This is a genomic window from Fulvivirga imtechensis AK7 (assembly GCF_000331535.1).
GTDB classification, from domain to species: Bacteria; Bacteroidota; Bacteroidia; order Cytophagales; family Cyclobacteriaceae; genus Fulvivirga; species Fulvivirga imtechensis.
Window position 1 is genome coordinate 68,151 of the sequence record NZ_AMZN01000004.1, and the last position, 17,485, is coordinate 85,635.

A 17,485-nucleotide genomic window follows, 5' to 3' on the forward strand; every position below is an offset into this window, starting at 1 on the left:
ATGGATGGATATAATTATAGATGCAGGAATCAATCGCTGATTACACCAGCTTTTATCAAGGGGCTTGTCCGGCCTTTAATGAAGGCGATCCCAGAGGGGGTGCCTGCTAACTTTATAAGTATATTATCACATTTCTCCGTTTACCTGGCGCTTTATCTGTCTTATTCGGGTGGAAGTGCTAAAGCCGGTTCGCTGCTCATTCCCTCCTTGATACTACTTCACCTTATTGCAGACAAGATGGACGGGATCAGAGCGAGAAATACTGGTACAGACTCACCGTTAGGTGAGTTGATCGATCATTTTTTTGAGGTATTTAATGCCGGAGCTATCATTTTTATTGCCTTTCACTGGTTTGGGTTTGCTCACTTATGGATACTGATAGTGGCAGTCAGTTCGACTTTGTTGGTTTCAATGGCTAAATTTTATGAGCAGTATAAAAATAATATTCGCATCATTGATGAGCTGGGGCTATTCGAACTGAAAATATTATTGATGACCGCCATACTGTTTTCTTATTTCCCGCAGGTTTATGAATTCCTTCACCTTAATGTTGCAAAGGGATATTCAATAATAGAAAGTGTATTCATGATAGCCATTTTGGGTGGACTGCTGAGTTTTGTACGTACTTTTCAACGAATAAGTCATGCGACCTATGGCTTTTGGCTGTTTATTTTTCTGCTGTTAGTGGTTTTAGCAACCAGCGTTTTGGTATTTGATGTAGCTTTAGCCAGCATTGTGATACTGTTGTACGGAGGATTGTACATTGGCAATTTGCTTATAGGACAGTTGATAGATGGCGCTGAAAGAAGCCCCGGCTTATTTACGCCTCTTTTTCTGATCATCCACCTGGCTACCGGTTATTTCAATCCGCAGAACACATTTCTAATACTGGTTATTTATCTTTTAGTGAATTTGTTATTAGCTATTTTCAGGGGTTTCAGAGCACTTAAGGGCCACTGGCAATGGTGGCTTCAGGACTAACTTGTCACTGATTCCTGTCAGTTTACCGGATCATAATCCTTCCCGAATGGTTAACACCCTCACTGGTAAGAGAGAATAAATACAACCCGGCCTTTAAATGAGCAATTGAGATCGATTCGCGCTCTGACACAAGTTCGTACTCAAGTACTATCTGTCCATTGGTGTTCATGAGCTTGAAAAAAGCAGGCTCTCCGGAAAAATCTTTGGTAAAGACGTTCAGATCCTCACTGCGATCAACAGGATTCGGAAAGGTTAATACGGGTAGTTCGGTAAGAAAATACACTGCCACCGGTTCACTTGTAATTTCAGCGCCATTGTCAAACAAGATCCTGGCCCTATACGTGTTCAACCCCTGGAAAGGGCTTTTGTCTGAATAAACTATGGTAGAAGCCTGAGGATCATCAATCGTATGAATAATGACGTAATTACCATCAAATTCCCGTTCAAAAATAACCTTTGTAATGCCATATGTAGTGCCTAAAGCTAAAGTCAGGTCCACTACTTCGTTTACCAGGTTTTCGATGGCATAAAAGGTGGATAAATAACAGTCAACACCCTGAAAGGCATAATTGAAAGTCAGACTTCGCAGGCCGCTTTTGCCGCCGTTAAATTGCGGAGCAACAGTGTAAAGAACGGCAGGATGTTCCTTTTTATCGAGAATAACAGCGGTATCCTGCGTTTCAAGCATTGGTACCAGGTATTTATTACCCAGAGTATATAGAATATAGGAGTCTGTATTTTCCAGGTTATTCCAGTTCAGCATCACCGAATCCTGGCAGTTGAACCCTACAGTGGGCCTTAAAGGGCGGGAGATAGTGAACACATCAGTCAGGAACTCGTTGTCTCCAATAGTCATTTTGGCGATAGCAGTAGTGTGTATATCCGGTGCTGACCAGCTCAGGTATCCATTTGAAAGATCAACGTCATTGTTAATGGCTTGCCAGGTTGAGCCGTTGTCGAGACTATATTCGAGCGTTCCGGTTGCATCACCAAAGGCACTTTCCCATCTGAAGATTGAAGTTTTTTCACCATTGAAAGGCACGTTGTCGCTTCCTGTAGGGAAGGTCCAAAGAAAGTCATTTTGGGTCTCCCACTGATATGCTACAAAGTACTTTTGCGGGCTTAGAGGGATGGCATGACCATTGACGGTCACCTGGTAAATGCCCGCCTCAGGGTTATCGATAGTTATTTGTTCAATATTGTTCAGTCTGTCTGCTTTCCGTTGTGGTAATTGTATCAGAGAGTCTTTATGCGGATAGCTGTTGAGCACCCAGGGGAGCCATACCGACCCTCCACTTTCATGCTGAGCGCTAAGATCAAGATCATTGACCAGAGCAGTCGATGCGTTGACAGTAGTAGCGGGGTCATTCCATGCGAGTGTTATTTTTAAGTGCCTCGCATTAGCCGGTACGGTGACGTCAATTATTTGAGATTCTCCATGGTCAATGGTGCCGGTTGCATGTCGTGTGGAATTAATAGTTTTGAGGGCTCTATATGCATTTACACTACCATATCCGGAAAGAAAATCAATGCCAGTGGGGCCGGCATCGTCAGCGGTATTGATCAATATTGTCTTTAAAAGTGTGGCATCAGGTAATTTGCCACCATTCTTTTGCCGGTATGCATCCTGGAGAATAACCGACAAGCCGGAAACCAATGCCGCAGAGGAGGAGGAGCCTGCGGTGCTATAAGCGACTACCTCTGGCTTTACACGTCCATCATAAGCAGGTCCTTTCGATACAAACGGATCAAGCCGGTTGAGGGTATCAATGGCTCCGACTGTAAGTATATTTTTGGCCATTTTAAAGTTGCCGGTCAGGTTAGCAAAGCCCTCTACGTCTTTATAGGTGCCCATAGTATCGGTACCCTTTCCGTTATTTCCTACTGAAAAGACGTGCAGTAATTTGGGGTTGTCATTGGTGTTTTTATCATAAGCCTCAGCAAATGCACCATAAAAATTTTCGATGATCGTACCGTAAGAGTGATTCTGGATGGTAATGTCAGAACTGCTAAAGTAGCTATCATTGTCAGGAAATAATACTTCAAAGTTGGATGAGGACAATAGGGCTCCCCATGCAGGTCCCCGGCTGTTGGGTGAAGTGTTGCCACCACCAGCAGCGATAGTCGCCATTTCCGTAGCATGGCGAGACGTAGTTTCACCGCTAATGTCAGAGGATAATACACGGCCTTTAAAGTCTATGTCAGTTTCATCAAATCTTTGTTCCTTGACAGACATTGTTAATCCATCTCCGTTCAACTCAGGGGCAACATGCTGCAGCAAATTGATCTTGTTGACGTTGAGGTTCATATCAAGCACAAGGCTTTCTTCATGAGGTACGCCTGAAAACAGGTCTATGTAGATCACCTGATCAGAGGGTAATAGCTTGTCGGCTATAACCTGATGAGACGATTCAATAACCATTGTGTTGGTAGCAAGGTGACTATTGATCACTTTTATTGGAGCGGAGATTTTCTTCTTAAAATCATCAATATCCAGCACCTTTAATATATATAGCTTTTTATCATCTGCTTCCAAAGGTTGTTTTGCAGCCGCAAGCGCGGGAGATAACTTCCATAAGTCGTTGGTAAGGTAGACAGCGCTAAATGAGTTCATTATTTTTGTCTGACCGGCAGATCCACTTAGATAAATGATGTAGTTTTCTTCATCAAGCTTGCGAACAATATGGATGGTCTTACTTCTATAAAGCTCATTTTTTGTGTTGCTATCAACCGTGACCAGCAGGAATGGACTATCTGTGTTTGCTGCCTCACCCGGAGAGCCTCTTTTTATAAATTGTTTCCAATCTGACTCTGCCTTTTGTTGACCAAAGCTTAAGGATCCAACTAACAACAATAAAAGAGTGACCAGGGGTTTATTCATTTAATCTAGGTTTTCTTCATCTCTGATCAACGAGGATCACAAAATAATCTTATGCGCTGGTTGAGATGTAGTAAACAATATTACGCACTCCGGGGTAAATGGCAAAATATCCTGCGACAGGTGTCAGTAGAAATAAATTAAATTATTTCATGTTATTGTTATGAATATTTGCGGCCGATTTTGCGAAGTACTATATTGCCATCGTTTTTAATTATTTATTCGTAGCGAAGTGAAAAAATTCTTTTTTGGCAGAGAACAAGTCTGTCAAATACTGATGGTGTTAACCTTTCTATCTCTGGCGGCTTGTAGTTCCAGCTTATATGAAGTTGTTGATCATTATCCGGAGGAGACAATTCAATATCCTCAAAGTCAAAAGAAATTCATTATTCTTAATCAAAAGTTTCTAAATGATACTCGCGCAGCAACTTTTGTGAAGTTGCTGAATAAAAGGAAATGGTTGCTCCTGGATGAAGCACTGAGCTCTATGGATGACCCGGAGGAAAAAATATTTGTGCAATCCATATCATTGTTGCTTCAGAAAGATTATCAAGAGGCATATATGAAGCTAAATACATTGCCAGATTCTGACTTTGGTTGCCAGGTAGGTATTTTAAAAGCGGACTGCTTGTATGAATTGAAAGATCATACTGTGAGCTACCAACACCTTTACCAGCGAGCCATGGACTGTGCTGATGATCCTACTGTTAAATTCATTGCCAATACCCGATATAGATTTGTGAAATATGCTTATTAGAAATACCCTGTTAATATTCATTTCGCTGTTGATCTGGTCATGCACATCTACAAAGATGATCCAGGATGGATTAACACGAAGGTCCTCAAGTCTGGCGTATTTGCATGAAACGCCAATCACTAAAAAGCGTAGTAGCTTTACTATGTCGGTGGATGTAACTGCTGACTACGAATTGAATAAAAAAAGCCAGCTTACAAAGGTGAAGAGTTCTGTGCTGCCGCTGTTAATTTTCAATCAATGGAAAACGGATTTTAACTATACTCTGGGTAAGTCGGAAATAGAAGAAGACATAACTGATTTCCTAAAAAACAGCTTGGTTATGGCTAACAAGCGGAGTGGATTCCTTGAGACAGATACGAGCAATCTGGCGAAGTTTTCATTGACAGTCAATATTGATAGTGTCTATGCCAGAGGTCCTTACCTGTCGCACGGTGTTTTTGTCTATTTTCTTATAGCATACAGTTATGCGCAGAGTGAATATGCGGGGCCGGGGGAGGCTTATTCTCGGTTAAGCTATCAGTTGAAAGAGGGAGACAAGGTCTTGCTGGAGAATGCTGTGGAACGTAAAATGTCTTCACAGCCTCTGAATCATCAGGTTTCCAACTTAGAGAAACTGAGAGATAATTACACGACCAACCTGGTTGAATCTCTGTCATTGACATTGAAAGAAAACATAGATAGTATCATTAAAAGTATAAATCGATATATATCGGCTCATCATGATGCCTCACTGAGTGAGTTATCCCCTGAATCGGTAGCAGAGCTATCGAAACTTGACGAACCAAAGGCGGATATAATAATCTATCGCAGGAAAAAGAAAGAACGCAATCCTGAGATACCAATTCTAGCAAAACTGAACGGAAAGGATATTATTCGTATTAACTCAAATGAATACAAAAAGATCAAATTACCTTCTGCTGCCACTACTATCTGTGCAGGATCTTCCTGCGTCACCTTCAATCCCTCTTTGCAAGAAATTAATTACCTTGAATGTGGTTTCTCAAAAGGAGATCGGCAAGAGCAAATAGAGATAGTGAAACAGAAAGTGGGTAAATTTTATGTTGACAAAATAAATAATTTGAACGCGGGTAGATAAATAACCCTGAGGTCAAATTATAGCCAATTCTGTAAAGCTACTAAATGTACTTATCTGTTTTTTTAACTAAGTACGTTAAGGTCAAGGCTTGTGAAAAATGCCAAAAAGCGGAGCGTACTGGGGTACGTGAGCATTTTTGGGACGAGCATAACACAGACATTGGCATTTTCTTAGAGCTACTATTTAGGGGTTGCTTTCATGCCGCTAGTGCCTGCTTTTCTATGAATTCCAAAAATTAATGTTTAAACACTGAAACATTTAACAAGTGTGTTCGTTAAGCTCAAAAAGAAATCAATGTTTAAACATCATTTATCTATGTCAGATAACAAACTATTTTCAACTTATCAACTCGGTAAGCTTCAGTTGAAGAACCGGATAGTTATGGCGCCCATGACACGCTCAAGAGCAAAAGACAACACGCCCGACGAAATAGTAGCTACCTACTACAGTCAGCGGGCCAGCGCTGGCCTGATCATTACAGAGGGTACATCACCATCACCCAACGGACTCGGGTATCCCAGAATACCAGGTATTTTCAATGAAGCACAAATCAAAGGATGGAAGCTGGTGACTGGGGCGGTACACAAAGAGGGCGGAAAGATATTTGTTCAGCTTATGCATACGGGCAGGGTAGGGCATCAACTCAATTTGCCGGAGGGAGCGGAAGTGGTAGGTCCTTCCGCTAAAGTACTTTCAGGGGAAATGTATACCGATCAGGAAGGTCCAAAGTCTTACACTCCGGCAAGGAAAATGACCACGCAGGATATCCTGCAGGCCGTTAATGAATTTGCACAAGCAGCCAAAAACGCGATAGAAGCAGGGTTCGATGGTGTGGAGATCCATGGCGCCAACGGGTATCTTATCGAACAGTTTATCAATCCCAACGTCAATGATCGTGACGATGAGTATGGTGGGTCGATCGAAAACAGGTCAAAGTTCCTGCTTGAGGTGACTCAGGCAGTATCGCAAGCCATTGGTGCAGATAAAGTTGGAGTTCGTTTATCACCTTATGGTGTTTTTAATGATACCGGTGCATTTGCCGATGTGGATGAAACCTATGTTTACATAGCGGGAAAATTGAGTGACCTTGATATCACTTACATCCATATTGTCGACCATTCGTCAATGGGGGCTCCGGAGGTTTCCAGTGCCCTCAAGCAAAGATTGAGAGACGCGTTCAAAGGTACCTATGTTCTCAGCGGAGGCTATGATAGAGAAAGGGCCGAGCTTGATTTGCAGGAAGAAAGAGGTGATCTGGTGGCATTCGGACGTCCATTCATTGCTAATCCTGATTTTGTAAAGCGTTTGGAAACTCAGGCAGCACTAAGCGAACCCGACCCGGGCACTTTCTATACCCCCGGAGAAGCCGGATACATTGACTACCCTGCTTTGGATGCCATTTTATCAGAACAGGCGAAATGAAATCCAATGTAGATGTTATCAAAGACCTGTATGCGAATTTTGCCAGCGGGGACATGGACAGGATCAGAAGCCTGTTGTCAGAAAACATCGTGTGGACCCAGATGCGGGGCTTTCCCGGAGGGGGGAGGCATATTGGTGTAGATAAGGTTTTTGAAAAGGTCTTTCAAAAATTCGACAGGGAGTGGACTGATTGGCAAGCAGTAGTAACGGACTACCTGGACGCGGGAGATGCTGTTATTGCTATTGGGTTCTACGAAGGAACCTTTAGTCTTACTTCAAAGTCTTTTAGGGCTGAGTTTGCACATCACTATCAATTGAACGATGGAAAGGTGATCCTGTTTCAACAATACACTGATACATTTATTATACAGGAAGTGATGAAAACTTAACCAGATCATTATGAATGGTCTGAATAGAGCCGTTCTGTGAATTGAGGGAATTCACAGAACGGCTTTTCTGTTTAAAAGTCATTTTTGCAAACGATTGCGGTTAAATTTTATTGCTAATTGTCGCTATTTGGTGTGATTTTAATCGAAAATGGGTAATAAAACACCTTGATTTTGGCTGATACAATATTTAGATAGAAAAATATAGGGTCATTTTGACCCATGTGTGTAAATTTTTACTACTTTTACATCTCTAATTAAAACTTACATTAGCAACCACTATGGCACAATTACGATTTAAAGCCCTTGAACTTGCAAATAACAGACCCAGAATCAGGGTCGATGTACAAGGTAAAATCTCAGATTTCTTTCGTCAGGATGTTTTTGGTTTAAAAGAAATGCAAGCCATTCTCTCTCCTGAAGCCTTTAAAAAGATAAAACAAGCTATTGATGAAGGATCAAAGGTAGATGCTGAAACCGCTGATGCCGTTGCTTCAGCCGCCAAAACATGGGCTCTTGGCAAAGGAGCTACGCACTTTACCCACTGGTTTCAACCATTGACAGGCTCTACTGCAGAGAAACACGATACTTTTTTTGATGCCATGACAGGAATGGAAAGATTTAAGGGTAGTGCTCTGGTTCAGCAGGAGCCCGATGCATCTTCGTTCCCTAGTGGTGGTATCAGAAGCACTTTCGAAGCCAGGGGTTACACGGCATGGGACCCATCATCTCCTATGTTTATTTATGGTGTAACACTTTGCATTCCTACCGTATTTGTGTCATACAATGGAGAGGCGCTTGATAACAAGGCTCCTTTATTAAAAGCCGTTGAAGCTGTTGATAAGGCAGCTACCCAGGTGTGTCAGATGTTTGACAGAAAAGTGACAAGAGTAAAAGCATCACTTGGTTGTGAGCAGGAATATTTTGTAATTGACAAAGCCCTTTACGCCAGCCGCCCCGACCTTGTGATGGCCGGCAGGACCGTGTTTGGTCATAACCCAGCAAGAGGTCAGCAGCTTGATGACCATTATTTTGGTTCTATTCCCCCAAGGATCTATGATTTTATGAAGGAATTTGAAATAGAGGCGCTGAAGCTTGGGATACCTGTAAGTACCCGTCACAATGAAGTGGCTCCTTCTCAGTTTGAAGTGGCTCCTCTTTTTGAAGATATTAACGTGGCTTCCGATCACAATCAGTTGCTAATGGATATCATGTCTAAAGTTGCTGAAAGGCACAGCCTGAAAGTTCTTTTCCATGAAAAACCATTTGCAGGGCTGAATGGAACAGGCAAGCATAACAACTGGTCATTGATAACTGATACAGGTGTAAATCTTTTTCAGCCCAGCACCAGCGCAAGAGAAAACCTGCTGTTCCTGATATTTTTCGTGAATACTATTAAAGCTGTGTATGAACATGCTGATCTACTTCGCGGTAGTGTGGCTTCTGCCGGTAACGACCACAGGCTGGGAGCAAATGAAGCGCCTCCTGCGATCATGTCGGTATTTATTGGTTCTCAGCTTACTGCTGTACTTGATGAATTAGAGAAAAAAGGTAACATCAAGGTGGAGAAGGGCGACAATATGTATATGAAGCTGGGTATTGACAAAATACCTTCTATTATACAGGATAACACAGACCGTAACAGAACATCTCCATTTGCTTTCACAGGAAATAAGTTTGAGTTCAGGGCAGTAGGCGGCAGCGAAAACTCTGCATCTTCCATGACCGTGTTGAACCTCATAGTAGCTGACCAGCTTACGCAGTTCTATGATGCAGTGCAAAAGGAAATGAAAAAAGGAGCGGAGAAGCGAATGGCCATCGTGAGTATCCTTAGAAAATATATTAAGGAATCTAAAGCCATACGTTTCGAAGGTGACGGATATTCTGACGGGTGGAAAAATGAAGCTGAAAAAAGGGGCTTATCTAACATCAGCGACACCCCAAGAGCCCTGGATGCATACCTTTCGAAAAAATCCAGAGAGATATTTGTAAAACATCAGGTACTAACGGACCGGGAGCTAGAAGCAAGAAATGAGATCCGTTGGGAGAGCTATATCATGAAAATACAGATAGAGTCCCGCGTAATGGGTGATCTTGCGCTTAACCATATAGTGCCAACGGCCATTGCTTATCAGAATAAACTGATTGAAAACGCAAATGGTCTGAAAGGACTGAACATCAACAATAAGGAAGTGGTGAAGACGATAGAAACCATTTCCGGGTATATCGAAACACTAAAGAGAGAGGTATACAATATGACCGAGGAACGTAAACGACTTAATAAGCTTACAGACTCCAGAGAGAAGGCTATCGGTTATTGTGATGACGTGAAGGGTAAATACTTTGACAAAATCCGTTACGCGGTAGACAAGCTGGAACTAATGGTTGATGACGAGGACTGGCCTTTGGTGAAATATCGTGAAATGCTGTTTTTGAGATAAGAAGCAGACCAAGTGTATTCAAAAAAGCGGATGGGAATTATTTCATCCGCTTTTTTCGTTCTTAGCATAATAATTGCGATATGATGGCTATGAACCTGTTAAAAGTAATACTAAAAGATAAGTTGTTCTATGTAGTGTTGGCTGTGATTTTTATCGTAAGCAGTGCGATGCAGGCTAATCGCAATAATAATAGCGACCTGCTAGAGGCTTATTACTATCCAAACGATACTATTGTTAGCGAGTCAGGTTCTCAAGGTGCAACACTTCGGGATAGCCTCGTGGCTTATGCCATGACATTGCAAGGGAAGCCTTATAAATATGCGGGGAAGGGCCCGAGTGTATTCGACTGCTCAGGTTTTACATGCTATGTATACAGCAATTTTAATATTCAACTGCCTGCTTCTTCTGCACTGCAGGCAAAACATGGAGAATTTGAAAATACCGAGGACGTACAAAAAGGCGATCTTCTTATTTTTAAGAGTCCGGCCAACGGTGTAAACAGGGTGGGGCATGTTGGAATGGTAGTTTCCAATGAAAACGGGAAAATTCAGTTCATTCATAGCTCAACAGGCCGTGGTGTTGTGATAGACAGCCTTGACCACCGGCACTATAAAGCGCGGTATATGGGAGCCAGGAAGGTGCTGGCAGATTAAGAAATAACGCTCTTTTCCTTTTGCAGGATCCTTTTTAGGTGCTCCTGATCATAGCTGTAAACATCTTTTCTGAAATTGATCCTTCCATTTTCATCTACCCAGCATGATAAATAGACAATATGGACCGGCATTTGGTGTCTTAACACAGCGGTAGAGGTTTTTTCTTCTTTTATGCGCTTCAAAACCTTTTCTTTATCCCAATCAAGAAGGTACAATGCAAGGTCTATGGGTTTTTCGAGTCTGATGCATCCATGGCTAAAAGTACGATCTGCCCGGTCAAAAAGGTGACCGGTGGGAGTATCGTGCAAATAGATAGCCTCATTGTTGGGCATCATAAATTTGATCCTGCCAAGTGCGTTGGCAGGGCCGGGGTCCTCTACCAGTCTGTATTTCCAATTCGTGCTATCCACTTCATCCCAATCTATTTTTTTTATTTCCTTTTCGTCCAGAGGCTTTGCATTGGCATGCCAACTGTCGTACAATTTAAGATTTCTTTTGTTGAGGTATTCGTTTGGCGCTTCCCGCATGGCTGGTAGCATTTCTTTTACAGCAATACTTTTCGGTACAGTCCACGTGGGATTAAAATCTATATACTCGAGGGTATCGCTAAATACCGGTGTGCGGTTATACTCTGTGCCTATAATGACCTTCATTTTCATTTCTACGTCACCTTTATTAATCACCTTTAGCTCATAGGCGGGTATGTTGATAAGTATATATTGATCTCCAAAGCCTTCACCCTGAAACCAGCGCAAACGTTCCATATTGGTCTCGATCTTTTCTATCCAATAAGACCGGGGGTGATTTAAAAGCTCTCTTGTAACTTTGTCTATCAGGCCTGTGGCGGTGAGGCCGTTCATTTCCTGAAAGTCATTCATCGCTTTTTGCATTTGGTCATTATAGGAAGTCGAATCTTTCATATCAGGATCCAGATTTTTCCAAAAGCTCAATCTGACCTTTGCGTGTTTTACACCTTCACCTTTGTCACCGGGTTTTAGGTTTTGCTCTACCTGTGGTACTTCCTTTTTTTCTGTATTTATCAGATGTACGAGATATTCTTGTAGTGCTTTGTACTGATCATGGGCAGGAGCGAGGGCCTCAAGCGAAGCTTTGATCTCATTCTTATTCAAAGCTTCTTCCAGGTGTACAGAAAGATCTTTCTCTCTGCGGCTCGCGAACCAATGCTTTTCCTCATTGGGGTCTATACGGCCAGCCAGCAGGTGCGATGCATAGGTGAGATAGGAGGCGGTCAACAGAAAATCCAACTGCGCTATTTTCTTAAATCTCAATGTATCTGCTTCCTGTAGCTCTTCCTTGTATTTTTTGCTTTTGATCAGCTTACGCCACTTTTTTCTTCGTTCTTTTTTGCTATCAATCTCATAAAGGTTATTCAGTAGTTCTTCGATTTCGGCTATGCTATATGTTTTTTGGCTCAGCCCGTGCTCAGGTGCCGCATCCAATGCCTCCAAAAGTTCATCCGCCTGGTGTCTGGGTTGGTGAAAGTCCAGCCAGGCAACGTTGTAATCCCTGCTTTCGTAGAACTCATTGAATTCATTGTGTAAGTATTTTCTCACATCTTCATCAGGAAAGTGGGCCTGTGCGCTGATGGAATCACTGCCCAGTTTTATTAGCGACTGCATTTTTTCATTTCTGATTTCGAAGTCTGAACGGTTTGAGCATGATATAAAGGGGGTATTCAGTATTAGAAGATATATAATTAGTGGCTTTAAGAAAACGCCAATGTCTACGTTATGCTTGCCCCAAAAATGCTCACGTACCTCAGTATGCTCTGCTTTTTGGGACTTCATCCCGCTAACTGACGGGAAGGTTTTCTTAAAATCCCTTAGAGTTGTCTTACAGGCACTAATTAGTTGTTTTACTTTCACTGTCGTCATTGTAAAATTTTAGGTTATGGGGTGTTATTGTACAAACAGGATACCAGAATCGGGTTTAGCCTCATTACTACCACTTTGTAACTGCAGCATATGTTTTTTTATCGCAAGTTTATCAGGTTGGGGGCTGCCAAAGGATGAAGTGATCAAGTTCTTCTTTTATAATTAGTAGAAAATGCCAATGTCTGCGTTGCGTTCGTTCTAAAAATGCTCTTACCGATAACTGTAACAACCGTACGGACCCTGCTTTTGGGACTTCATCGCGCTCTTTAGCGGGAACGTTTTCTTAAAGCCACTTAGAATTTCTTACAAACACTAATGGCTTCAATATCACGTGTGCTAACGAGCATTCCCTTTGCAAATCCCGTATTTCCATTAGGTACATGCACATCCTGCTTTCCATAGATAACCATGACAGGTACCTTAAATATAACTCAACATTGGTTGTCTGCCATGGAGGCGGTAAAAGCCATCTTAAAAAGCGCTCAAAGGAAGCCTGAACCAATCTTCGGAAGGCTCCGGGTCGGGGTCTATGGCAGGCGCCACCAGCATCAATACTCATGATTTTTTTGTCAACTGCTTTTGCCGTTTTCGGGATAGGGTGACCAGGCATTTTATATCGAACTCACGTTAAAATAAGCATATAAGTCGCTTTTTAAGTCTGGAAGCATACCATCCGCAAAGATGAAGCGCTAAAATGAGATAGTGAAAATATTGACAATACTTATAAGGTAAATGGGTTGTTGATCATCGGGCAGCGCTAAGTATCTGGTTGTACCTGTCTTTGTTATTCAAGACCTCAATAGCTTCCAGTATGGTTTTGTCGCTATCAAAAGTAGACTCTATCGAACCTCTTTCCAGATAATACCTGGAAGCAATTTCGTCTTCCAGCAGTGTTAAAACCTGATCCTTAAATGCATTCAGATCATTTTCTTTGCTGCTGATCAGTGTCTCTTCCACTCCTTTGATATGCGCTTCAATATCTTTGAAATACTTTTCCTTCTTGGCGGTTTCTTTTAATTTCTTCAGGGTGGCTTCTACCTCTGTATCATAAGAATAATCTTTATCTTTCAGCCACTTTTTAAACTCTTCATACTCGGCATTCGACAGCCCGAAGACTTTTGCTTCGGGAATGGAAGGGTGTTCATAGTGATACTTTGTGGCATAGTCAAATATGAGCCCCTTGGAGAGCAGTGAATATGCTATTGGTGACAAGGCTTCCTGCTTAGTATTAACATCAGGGTCTATACCTCCGCCATCTAATACTTTACGGCCATTGCTGGTTTTGAACTCACTCTTCAATGAATCCGGAATTTTACCAACGCTTCCGTCTCCTCTTCTAAAAGTGTAGTCCAGGGCCTGTATGCACCTGCCGCTGGGAGTGTAATATTTTGCGGTTGTCACTTTTAATTGGGCATTATATGAAAGTGGGCGGGTGATCTGAACCAGCCCTTTTCCAAAGGATTTTTCCCCTATGATCACGCCTCTGTCATAATCTTGCACAGTACCCGCTACTATTTCCGAAGCGGAGGCGCTTCCACTGTTGACCAATACTGCCAATGGTATGCCTATATCCACAGGACTGTTCAGGGTTTTGTAAGTAGCATTATTTTCAGCCAGCTTTCCTTTAGTAGATACTACATCCAAACCCTTCGGAAGGAATACATTAGTAATATTTACAGCTTCCAACAGCAGACCTCCCGGATTGCCTCTGAGGTCAAGGATCACTTTCTCAGCACCCTTATCTTTCAAGGCGATTACGGCATTCTTCACCTCTTTTCCGGCCTGCATAGTGAAATCCGAAAGTTTAATGTAGCCGATGTTATTCGTAACCATGCCATAGTAGGGAACATTGCTTATTTTTACCTTTTCTCTTTTAAAGTTTAATGTGATAGGACTGGCACTACCATAGCGTATCACTGTGAGTGACACCGGTGAATTTGCCTGGCCCTTCATCAGGTCGCTTGTCGCTTCTCTTGACATTCCCCGGACATCGATGTTATCAATTTTTATTACCTCATCGCCTATTTTGAGCCCGTTTTTTTCTGCAGAGTAGCCTTCCATTAGCATCACTACCCTTATTTTTCCGTCCACCCGGCTTGTAACAGCACCTATGCCACCATACTGACCCGTGCTTTGCGTTCTGAAATCTTCTATATCATCCTCGGGAATATAATTGGTGTAAGGGTCGAGAGATGCGAGCATAGCATCAATACCCGTTTTGATCACCTTATTCGGATTTACTTCATCTACATAGAGCGCATTGACCTCTTTGAATAAGGTGGCGAAAATATCCAGGTTCTTGGCAATTTCGAAATAGCGGTCAGCCGGGCTGGTAAAAGCAAAAACTACAACCAGTAGCAGCGAGGATAATCCCCAGATCTTAATTTTCTTACTAGAAAAGCTCATGTAAATGAATTAGATTTTCCCTGTTAAGGTAACAGCTTTACCTATAATAAATGTTTCAGATATTAACGAAACTGAAGGAATTATTGTTGTTTTCGGCAATAGAGTAAAAGAATAGAGCCCTGAAAATGTATGTGAACCAGGTTACCGACAACTGATTAGCATGTCTCTTCTGGCCTCTGGCTTGAGCCTTCCGACTTCGCGGCTGCATTGGAAAAAGAAGGGATCCGAAATGTTAAATCCCGGATCCCTGTTAAATCCCGAAATGCCCTTTAATGACAACAATGTATTCTTCCGCCTAAGAAATGTCAAAGCAGGACGCCTCCGGTACTTTGAAATACTACACTTTTACCGGGAAATTATAATGATAGATACTTTTGATATCTTCGGGGCCTTTAAATGTGATTCCCAGCTCCTTTATCTTTCCAGTGCCCATACCATATACCCATGCATGTATATGCAGGTCTCGTTCAGCCCAGGCTTCCTGCACAATAGAAGTTTTTGCAAGGTTAGCAGCCTGTTCGAAGGTATTGTATTCTACAAGCTTATTGGCCCTGTCTGTTTTATCTTCGATCTTATTCAGTTCATCAGCATACTTATCGTATACATCCTTGATATTTCGCAACCAGTTGTTTACCAGCCCGGCATTGGTGTCAGACATGGCAGTAAGCACCCCGCCACATCCATAGTGACCGCAAACAATAATATGCTTTACCTTTAACACTTGTACGGCATACTGCAATACGCTCAAAAAATTAAGATCGGTATGCACAACCATATTGGCCACATTGCGATGCACAAATATCTCACCCGACTTAGTTCCCGTGATTTCATTAGCGGGCACCCGGCTATCTGAGCAGCCGATCCATAAAAACTCAGGGCTTTGCCCTTTGGCCAGGTTTACAAAATAATCCGGGTTAAGCTTCATTTTTTCTTCTACCCATTTTGCATTCCCTTCTATGAGTTTGTTATATATTTTTTCCATTTCAATGAATTTCCTTTAGTTCAAGTTTGATATTCTTATGTTTTGCAGTATCCCTGAAGTTGTATAGCAACTCTTTCACATCGTAGTCGATATTTTTTGATCCGGAGCCGTCAATTACCACATCGGAATTTTCCGGGATACTCCTCAAAGTGAGGAGTACACTGCCTTTATTGATAAATGTCACTTCCTCTGCTAATTTAATCTTTATTTTTTTACCCCTTCCATTGGTTTCACTCTCAAAATGATAAGGCGATTTGTAATTATTTCTCAATATATAGAAAATAGAAACTGCCATACCGATACCAATACCTGTGAGTAAGTCTGTAAATAAAATAGCGACAACAGTAACTACAAAGGGTATAAATTGTCGGCTACCTAATAGGTACATTTCTTTGAAAAGTGACACTTTGGCAAGTTTATAACCTACTACTAGCAGTATAGCTGCCAGTGCGGCAAGTGGTATTAAATTGAGCACATGTGGCAAAATTACAACTGTGGTTAGCAACAGTATGCCATGTACAATAGCCGACATTTTTGACTTGGCCCCTGCGTCAATGTTCGCAGAACTTCTGACAATAACTGAGGTCATAGGAAGCCCACCAATCAGGCCGCAGATAACGTTGCCAACTCCCTGAGCCTGTAACTCACGGTTAGTTGGTGTAATCCTTTTATATGGGTCCAACTTATCAGTGGCTTCAATACATAATAATGTTTCAATGCTGGCTATTATGGCTATGGTTACTGCCACTACATACACCTGTGGGTTCATAAAGGCTGAAAAATCAGGCAAAGAGAACTGACCAATAAATTCAGTTGCACTGGAGGCTACAGGTAAAGTTACCAGATGTGTTTCAGACAGGAACATATGTGGTAAAAAACTTTCGTAAAACAAGTTCAATAATATACCTGCTATTACCGCCACTAATCCGCCTGGAATAATTTTAAATAAAGTTTTTTTCTTTAATGCGGGACGCTCCCAAAGTAGCATAATTCCCAGAGCAACAACAGTAATGATGATGGCGCCAGGCTGGAAGAAATTAATAGCATTTATCAGTTCACTAAAAGTATTTTCGCCATCCTGCTGCATGAAATAATAGTCGCCTTCAAAATCAGAGTCCCAACCTAATGCATGAGGTATTTGTTTGAGTATCAAAATTAACCCGATGGCTGCGAGCATTCCTTTGATAACGGATGAGGGAAAGTAGTGGCTTATAATACCTGCTCTCACAAAGCCGAGCAGAAGTTGTATTATACCGGCAAAAAGAACGGCCAGAAGGAATGTCTGATAAGATCCCAGGGAATCAATGGCAGACAACACTATTACGGTAAGTCCTGCAGCCGGCCCGCTTACACTCACTGATGAGCCGCTGAGGTATCCTACCACAATACCACCAATAATACCGGTAATAATTCCTGAAAACAATGGAGCCCCTGAGGCTAATGCTATACCCAGACATAGCGGAAGCGCTACTAGAAAAACAACCAGTCCTGATGGAATGTCGCTCTTCAGATTAGAAATTAATTTTCTATTCATTATAAAATATATTCAAATAAAATATTGCAACCCATTGATCTATGGGTGCATGTA

12 protein-coding genes are annotated in these 17,485 nt (G+C 42.0%); 7 read left to right on the plus strand and 5 right to left on the minus strand.

From position 1 onward, the window contains the following. Positions 1–78: 78 nt before the first annotated feature. Positions 79–981, plus strand: a complete 903-nt coding sequence (locus tag C900_RS27980) for a CDP-alcohol phosphatidyltransferase family protein (RefSeq protein WP_157493844.1) — start codon at positions 79–81, stop codon at positions 979–981. A gap of 22 nt (positions 982–1,003) precedes the next feature. On the opposite strand, the gene C900_RS01625 is transcribed toward C900_RS27980, so the two are convergent. Beyond that, a complete protein-coding gene (locus C900_RS01625) occupies positions 1,004–3,862 on the minus strand; it encodes a S8 family serine peptidase (RefSeq protein WP_009577798.1) in 2,859 nt (952 codons plus the stop codon). Between the two features lie 229 nt (positions 3,863–4,091). Between C900_RS01625 and C900_RS01630 the strand changes: the two genes are divergently transcribed. The 6 genes from C900_RS01630 (at position 4,092) to C900_RS01660 (ending at position 10,614) form a co-directional block, all read left to right on the plus strand. Continuing rightward, positions 4,092–4,616 (plus strand): hypothetical protein, encoded by a 525-nt coding sequence (locus C900_RS01630; RefSeq protein WP_157493845.1) that lies wholly within the window; start codon positions 4,092–4,094, stop codon positions 4,614–4,616. Continuing rightward, on the plus strand, positions 4,606–5,712 hold the full coding sequence (locus C900_RS01635; RefSeq protein WP_009577800.1) for a hypothetical protein: 1,107 nt from the start codon (positions 4,606–4,608) through the stop codon (positions 5,710–5,712). The genes C900_RS01630 and C900_RS01635 overlap by 11 nt, the downstream gene beginning before the upstream one ends. 315 nt (positions 5,713–6,027) lie before the next feature. After that, a complete protein-coding gene (locus tag C900_RS01645; RefSeq protein WP_040495223.1) occupies positions 6,028–7,134 on the plus strand; it encodes an alkene reductase in 1,107 nt (368 codons plus the stop codon). Next, the gene (locus tag C900_RS01650; protein WP_009577802.1) at positions 7,131–7,523 is read left to right on the plus strand and encodes a nuclear transport factor 2 family protein; all 393 of its coding nucleotides are present in this window, start codon (positions 7,131–7,133) and stop codon (positions 7,521–7,523) included. Before C900_RS01645 ends, C900_RS01650 begins: the two co-directional genes overlap by 4 nt. Before the next feature lie 278 nt (positions 7,524–7,801). Further along, positions 7,802–9,961 carry a glutamine synthetase III family protein gene (locus C900_RS01655; RefSeq protein ID WP_009577803.1) on the plus strand — a complete coding sequence of 720 codons (2,160 nt, stop codon included), beginning with the start codon at positions 7,802–7,804 and terminating at the stop codon, positions 9,959–9,961. An 89-nt stretch (positions 9,962–10,050) separates the two neighbouring features. Continuing rightward, the gene (locus C900_RS01660) at positions 10,051–10,614 is read left to right on the plus strand and encodes a C40 family peptidase (RefSeq protein ID WP_157493846.1); all 564 of its coding nucleotides are present in this window, start codon (positions 10,051–10,053) and stop codon (positions 10,612–10,614) included. On the opposite strand, the gene C900_RS01665 is transcribed toward C900_RS01660, so the two are convergent. From C900_RS01665 to C900_RS01680, 4 genes are all read right to left on the minus strand, one after another. After that, positions 10,611–12,254, minus strand: coding sequence for a L,D-transpeptidase family protein (locus C900_RS01665; protein ID WP_185113948.1), 1,644 nt, complete (start codon positions 12,252–12,254; stop codon positions 10,611–10,613). The genes C900_RS01660 and C900_RS01665 overlap by 4 nt on opposite strands. A gap of 999 nt (positions 12,255–13,253) precedes the next feature. Continuing rightward, positions 13,254–14,915, minus strand: coding sequence for a S41 family peptidase (locus C900_RS01670; RefSeq protein WP_009577809.1), 1,662 nt, complete (start codon positions 14,913–14,915; stop codon positions 13,254–13,256). 337 nt (positions 14,916–15,252) lie between these two features. Beyond that, a complete protein-coding gene (locus C900_RS01675; RefSeq protein ID WP_009577810.1) occupies positions 15,253–15,897 on the minus strand; it encodes a carbonic anhydrase in 645 nt (214 codons plus the stop codon). Between the two features lies 1 nt (position 15,898). Next, complete coding sequence (locus C900_RS01680) at positions 15,899–17,431, minus strand: SulP family inorganic anion transporter (RefSeq protein ID WP_009577811.1); 1,533 nt, start codon at positions 17,429–17,431, stop codon at positions 15,899–15,901. Positions 17,432–17,485: the final 54 nt, after the last annotated feature.

Bases quoted from the DNA above. Each gene is read 5' to 3' on its own strand.
- C900_RS27980 (WP_157493844.1), top strand. From the start codon at position 79: ATGAAGGCGATCCCAGAGGGGGTGCCTGCTAACTTTATAAGTATATTA.
- C900_RS01625 (WP_009577798.1), bottom strand. From the start codon at position 3,862: ATGAATAAACCCCTGGTCACTCTTTTATTGTTGTTAGTTGGATCCTTA.
- C900_RS01635 (WP_009577800.1), top strand. From the start codon at position 4,606: ATGCTTATTAGAAATACCCTGTTAATATTCATTTCGCTGTTGATCTGG.
- C900_RS01645 (WP_040495223.1), top strand. From the start codon at position 6,028: ATGTCAGATAACAAACTATTTTCAACTTATCAACTCGGTAAGCTTCAG.
- C900_RS01650 (WP_009577802.1), top strand. From the start codon at position 7,131: ATGAAATCCAATGTAGATGTTATCAAAGACCTGTATGCGAATTTTGCC.
- C900_RS01655 (WP_009577803.1), top strand. From the start codon at position 7,802: ATGGCACAATTACGATTTAAAGCCCTTGAACTTGCAAATAACAGACCC.
- C900_RS01660 (WP_157493846.1), top strand. From the start codon at position 10,051: ATGAACCTGTTAAAAGTAATACTAAAAGATAAGTTGTTCTATGTAGTG.
- C900_RS01665 (WP_185113948.1), bottom strand. From the start codon at position 12,254: ATGCAGTCGCTAATAAAACTGGGCAGTGATTCCATCAGCGCACAGGCC.
- C900_RS01670 (WP_009577809.1), bottom strand. From the start codon at position 14,915: ATGAGCTTTTCTAGTAAGAAAATTAAGATCTGGGGATTATCCTCGCTG.
- C900_RS01675 (WP_009577810.1), bottom strand. From the start codon at position 15,897: ATGGAAAAAATATATAACAAACTCATAGAAGGGAATGCAAAATGGGTA.
- C900_RS01680 (WP_009577811.1), bottom strand. From the start codon at position 17,431: ATGAATAGAAAATTAATTTCTAATCTGAAGAGCGACATTCCATCAGGA.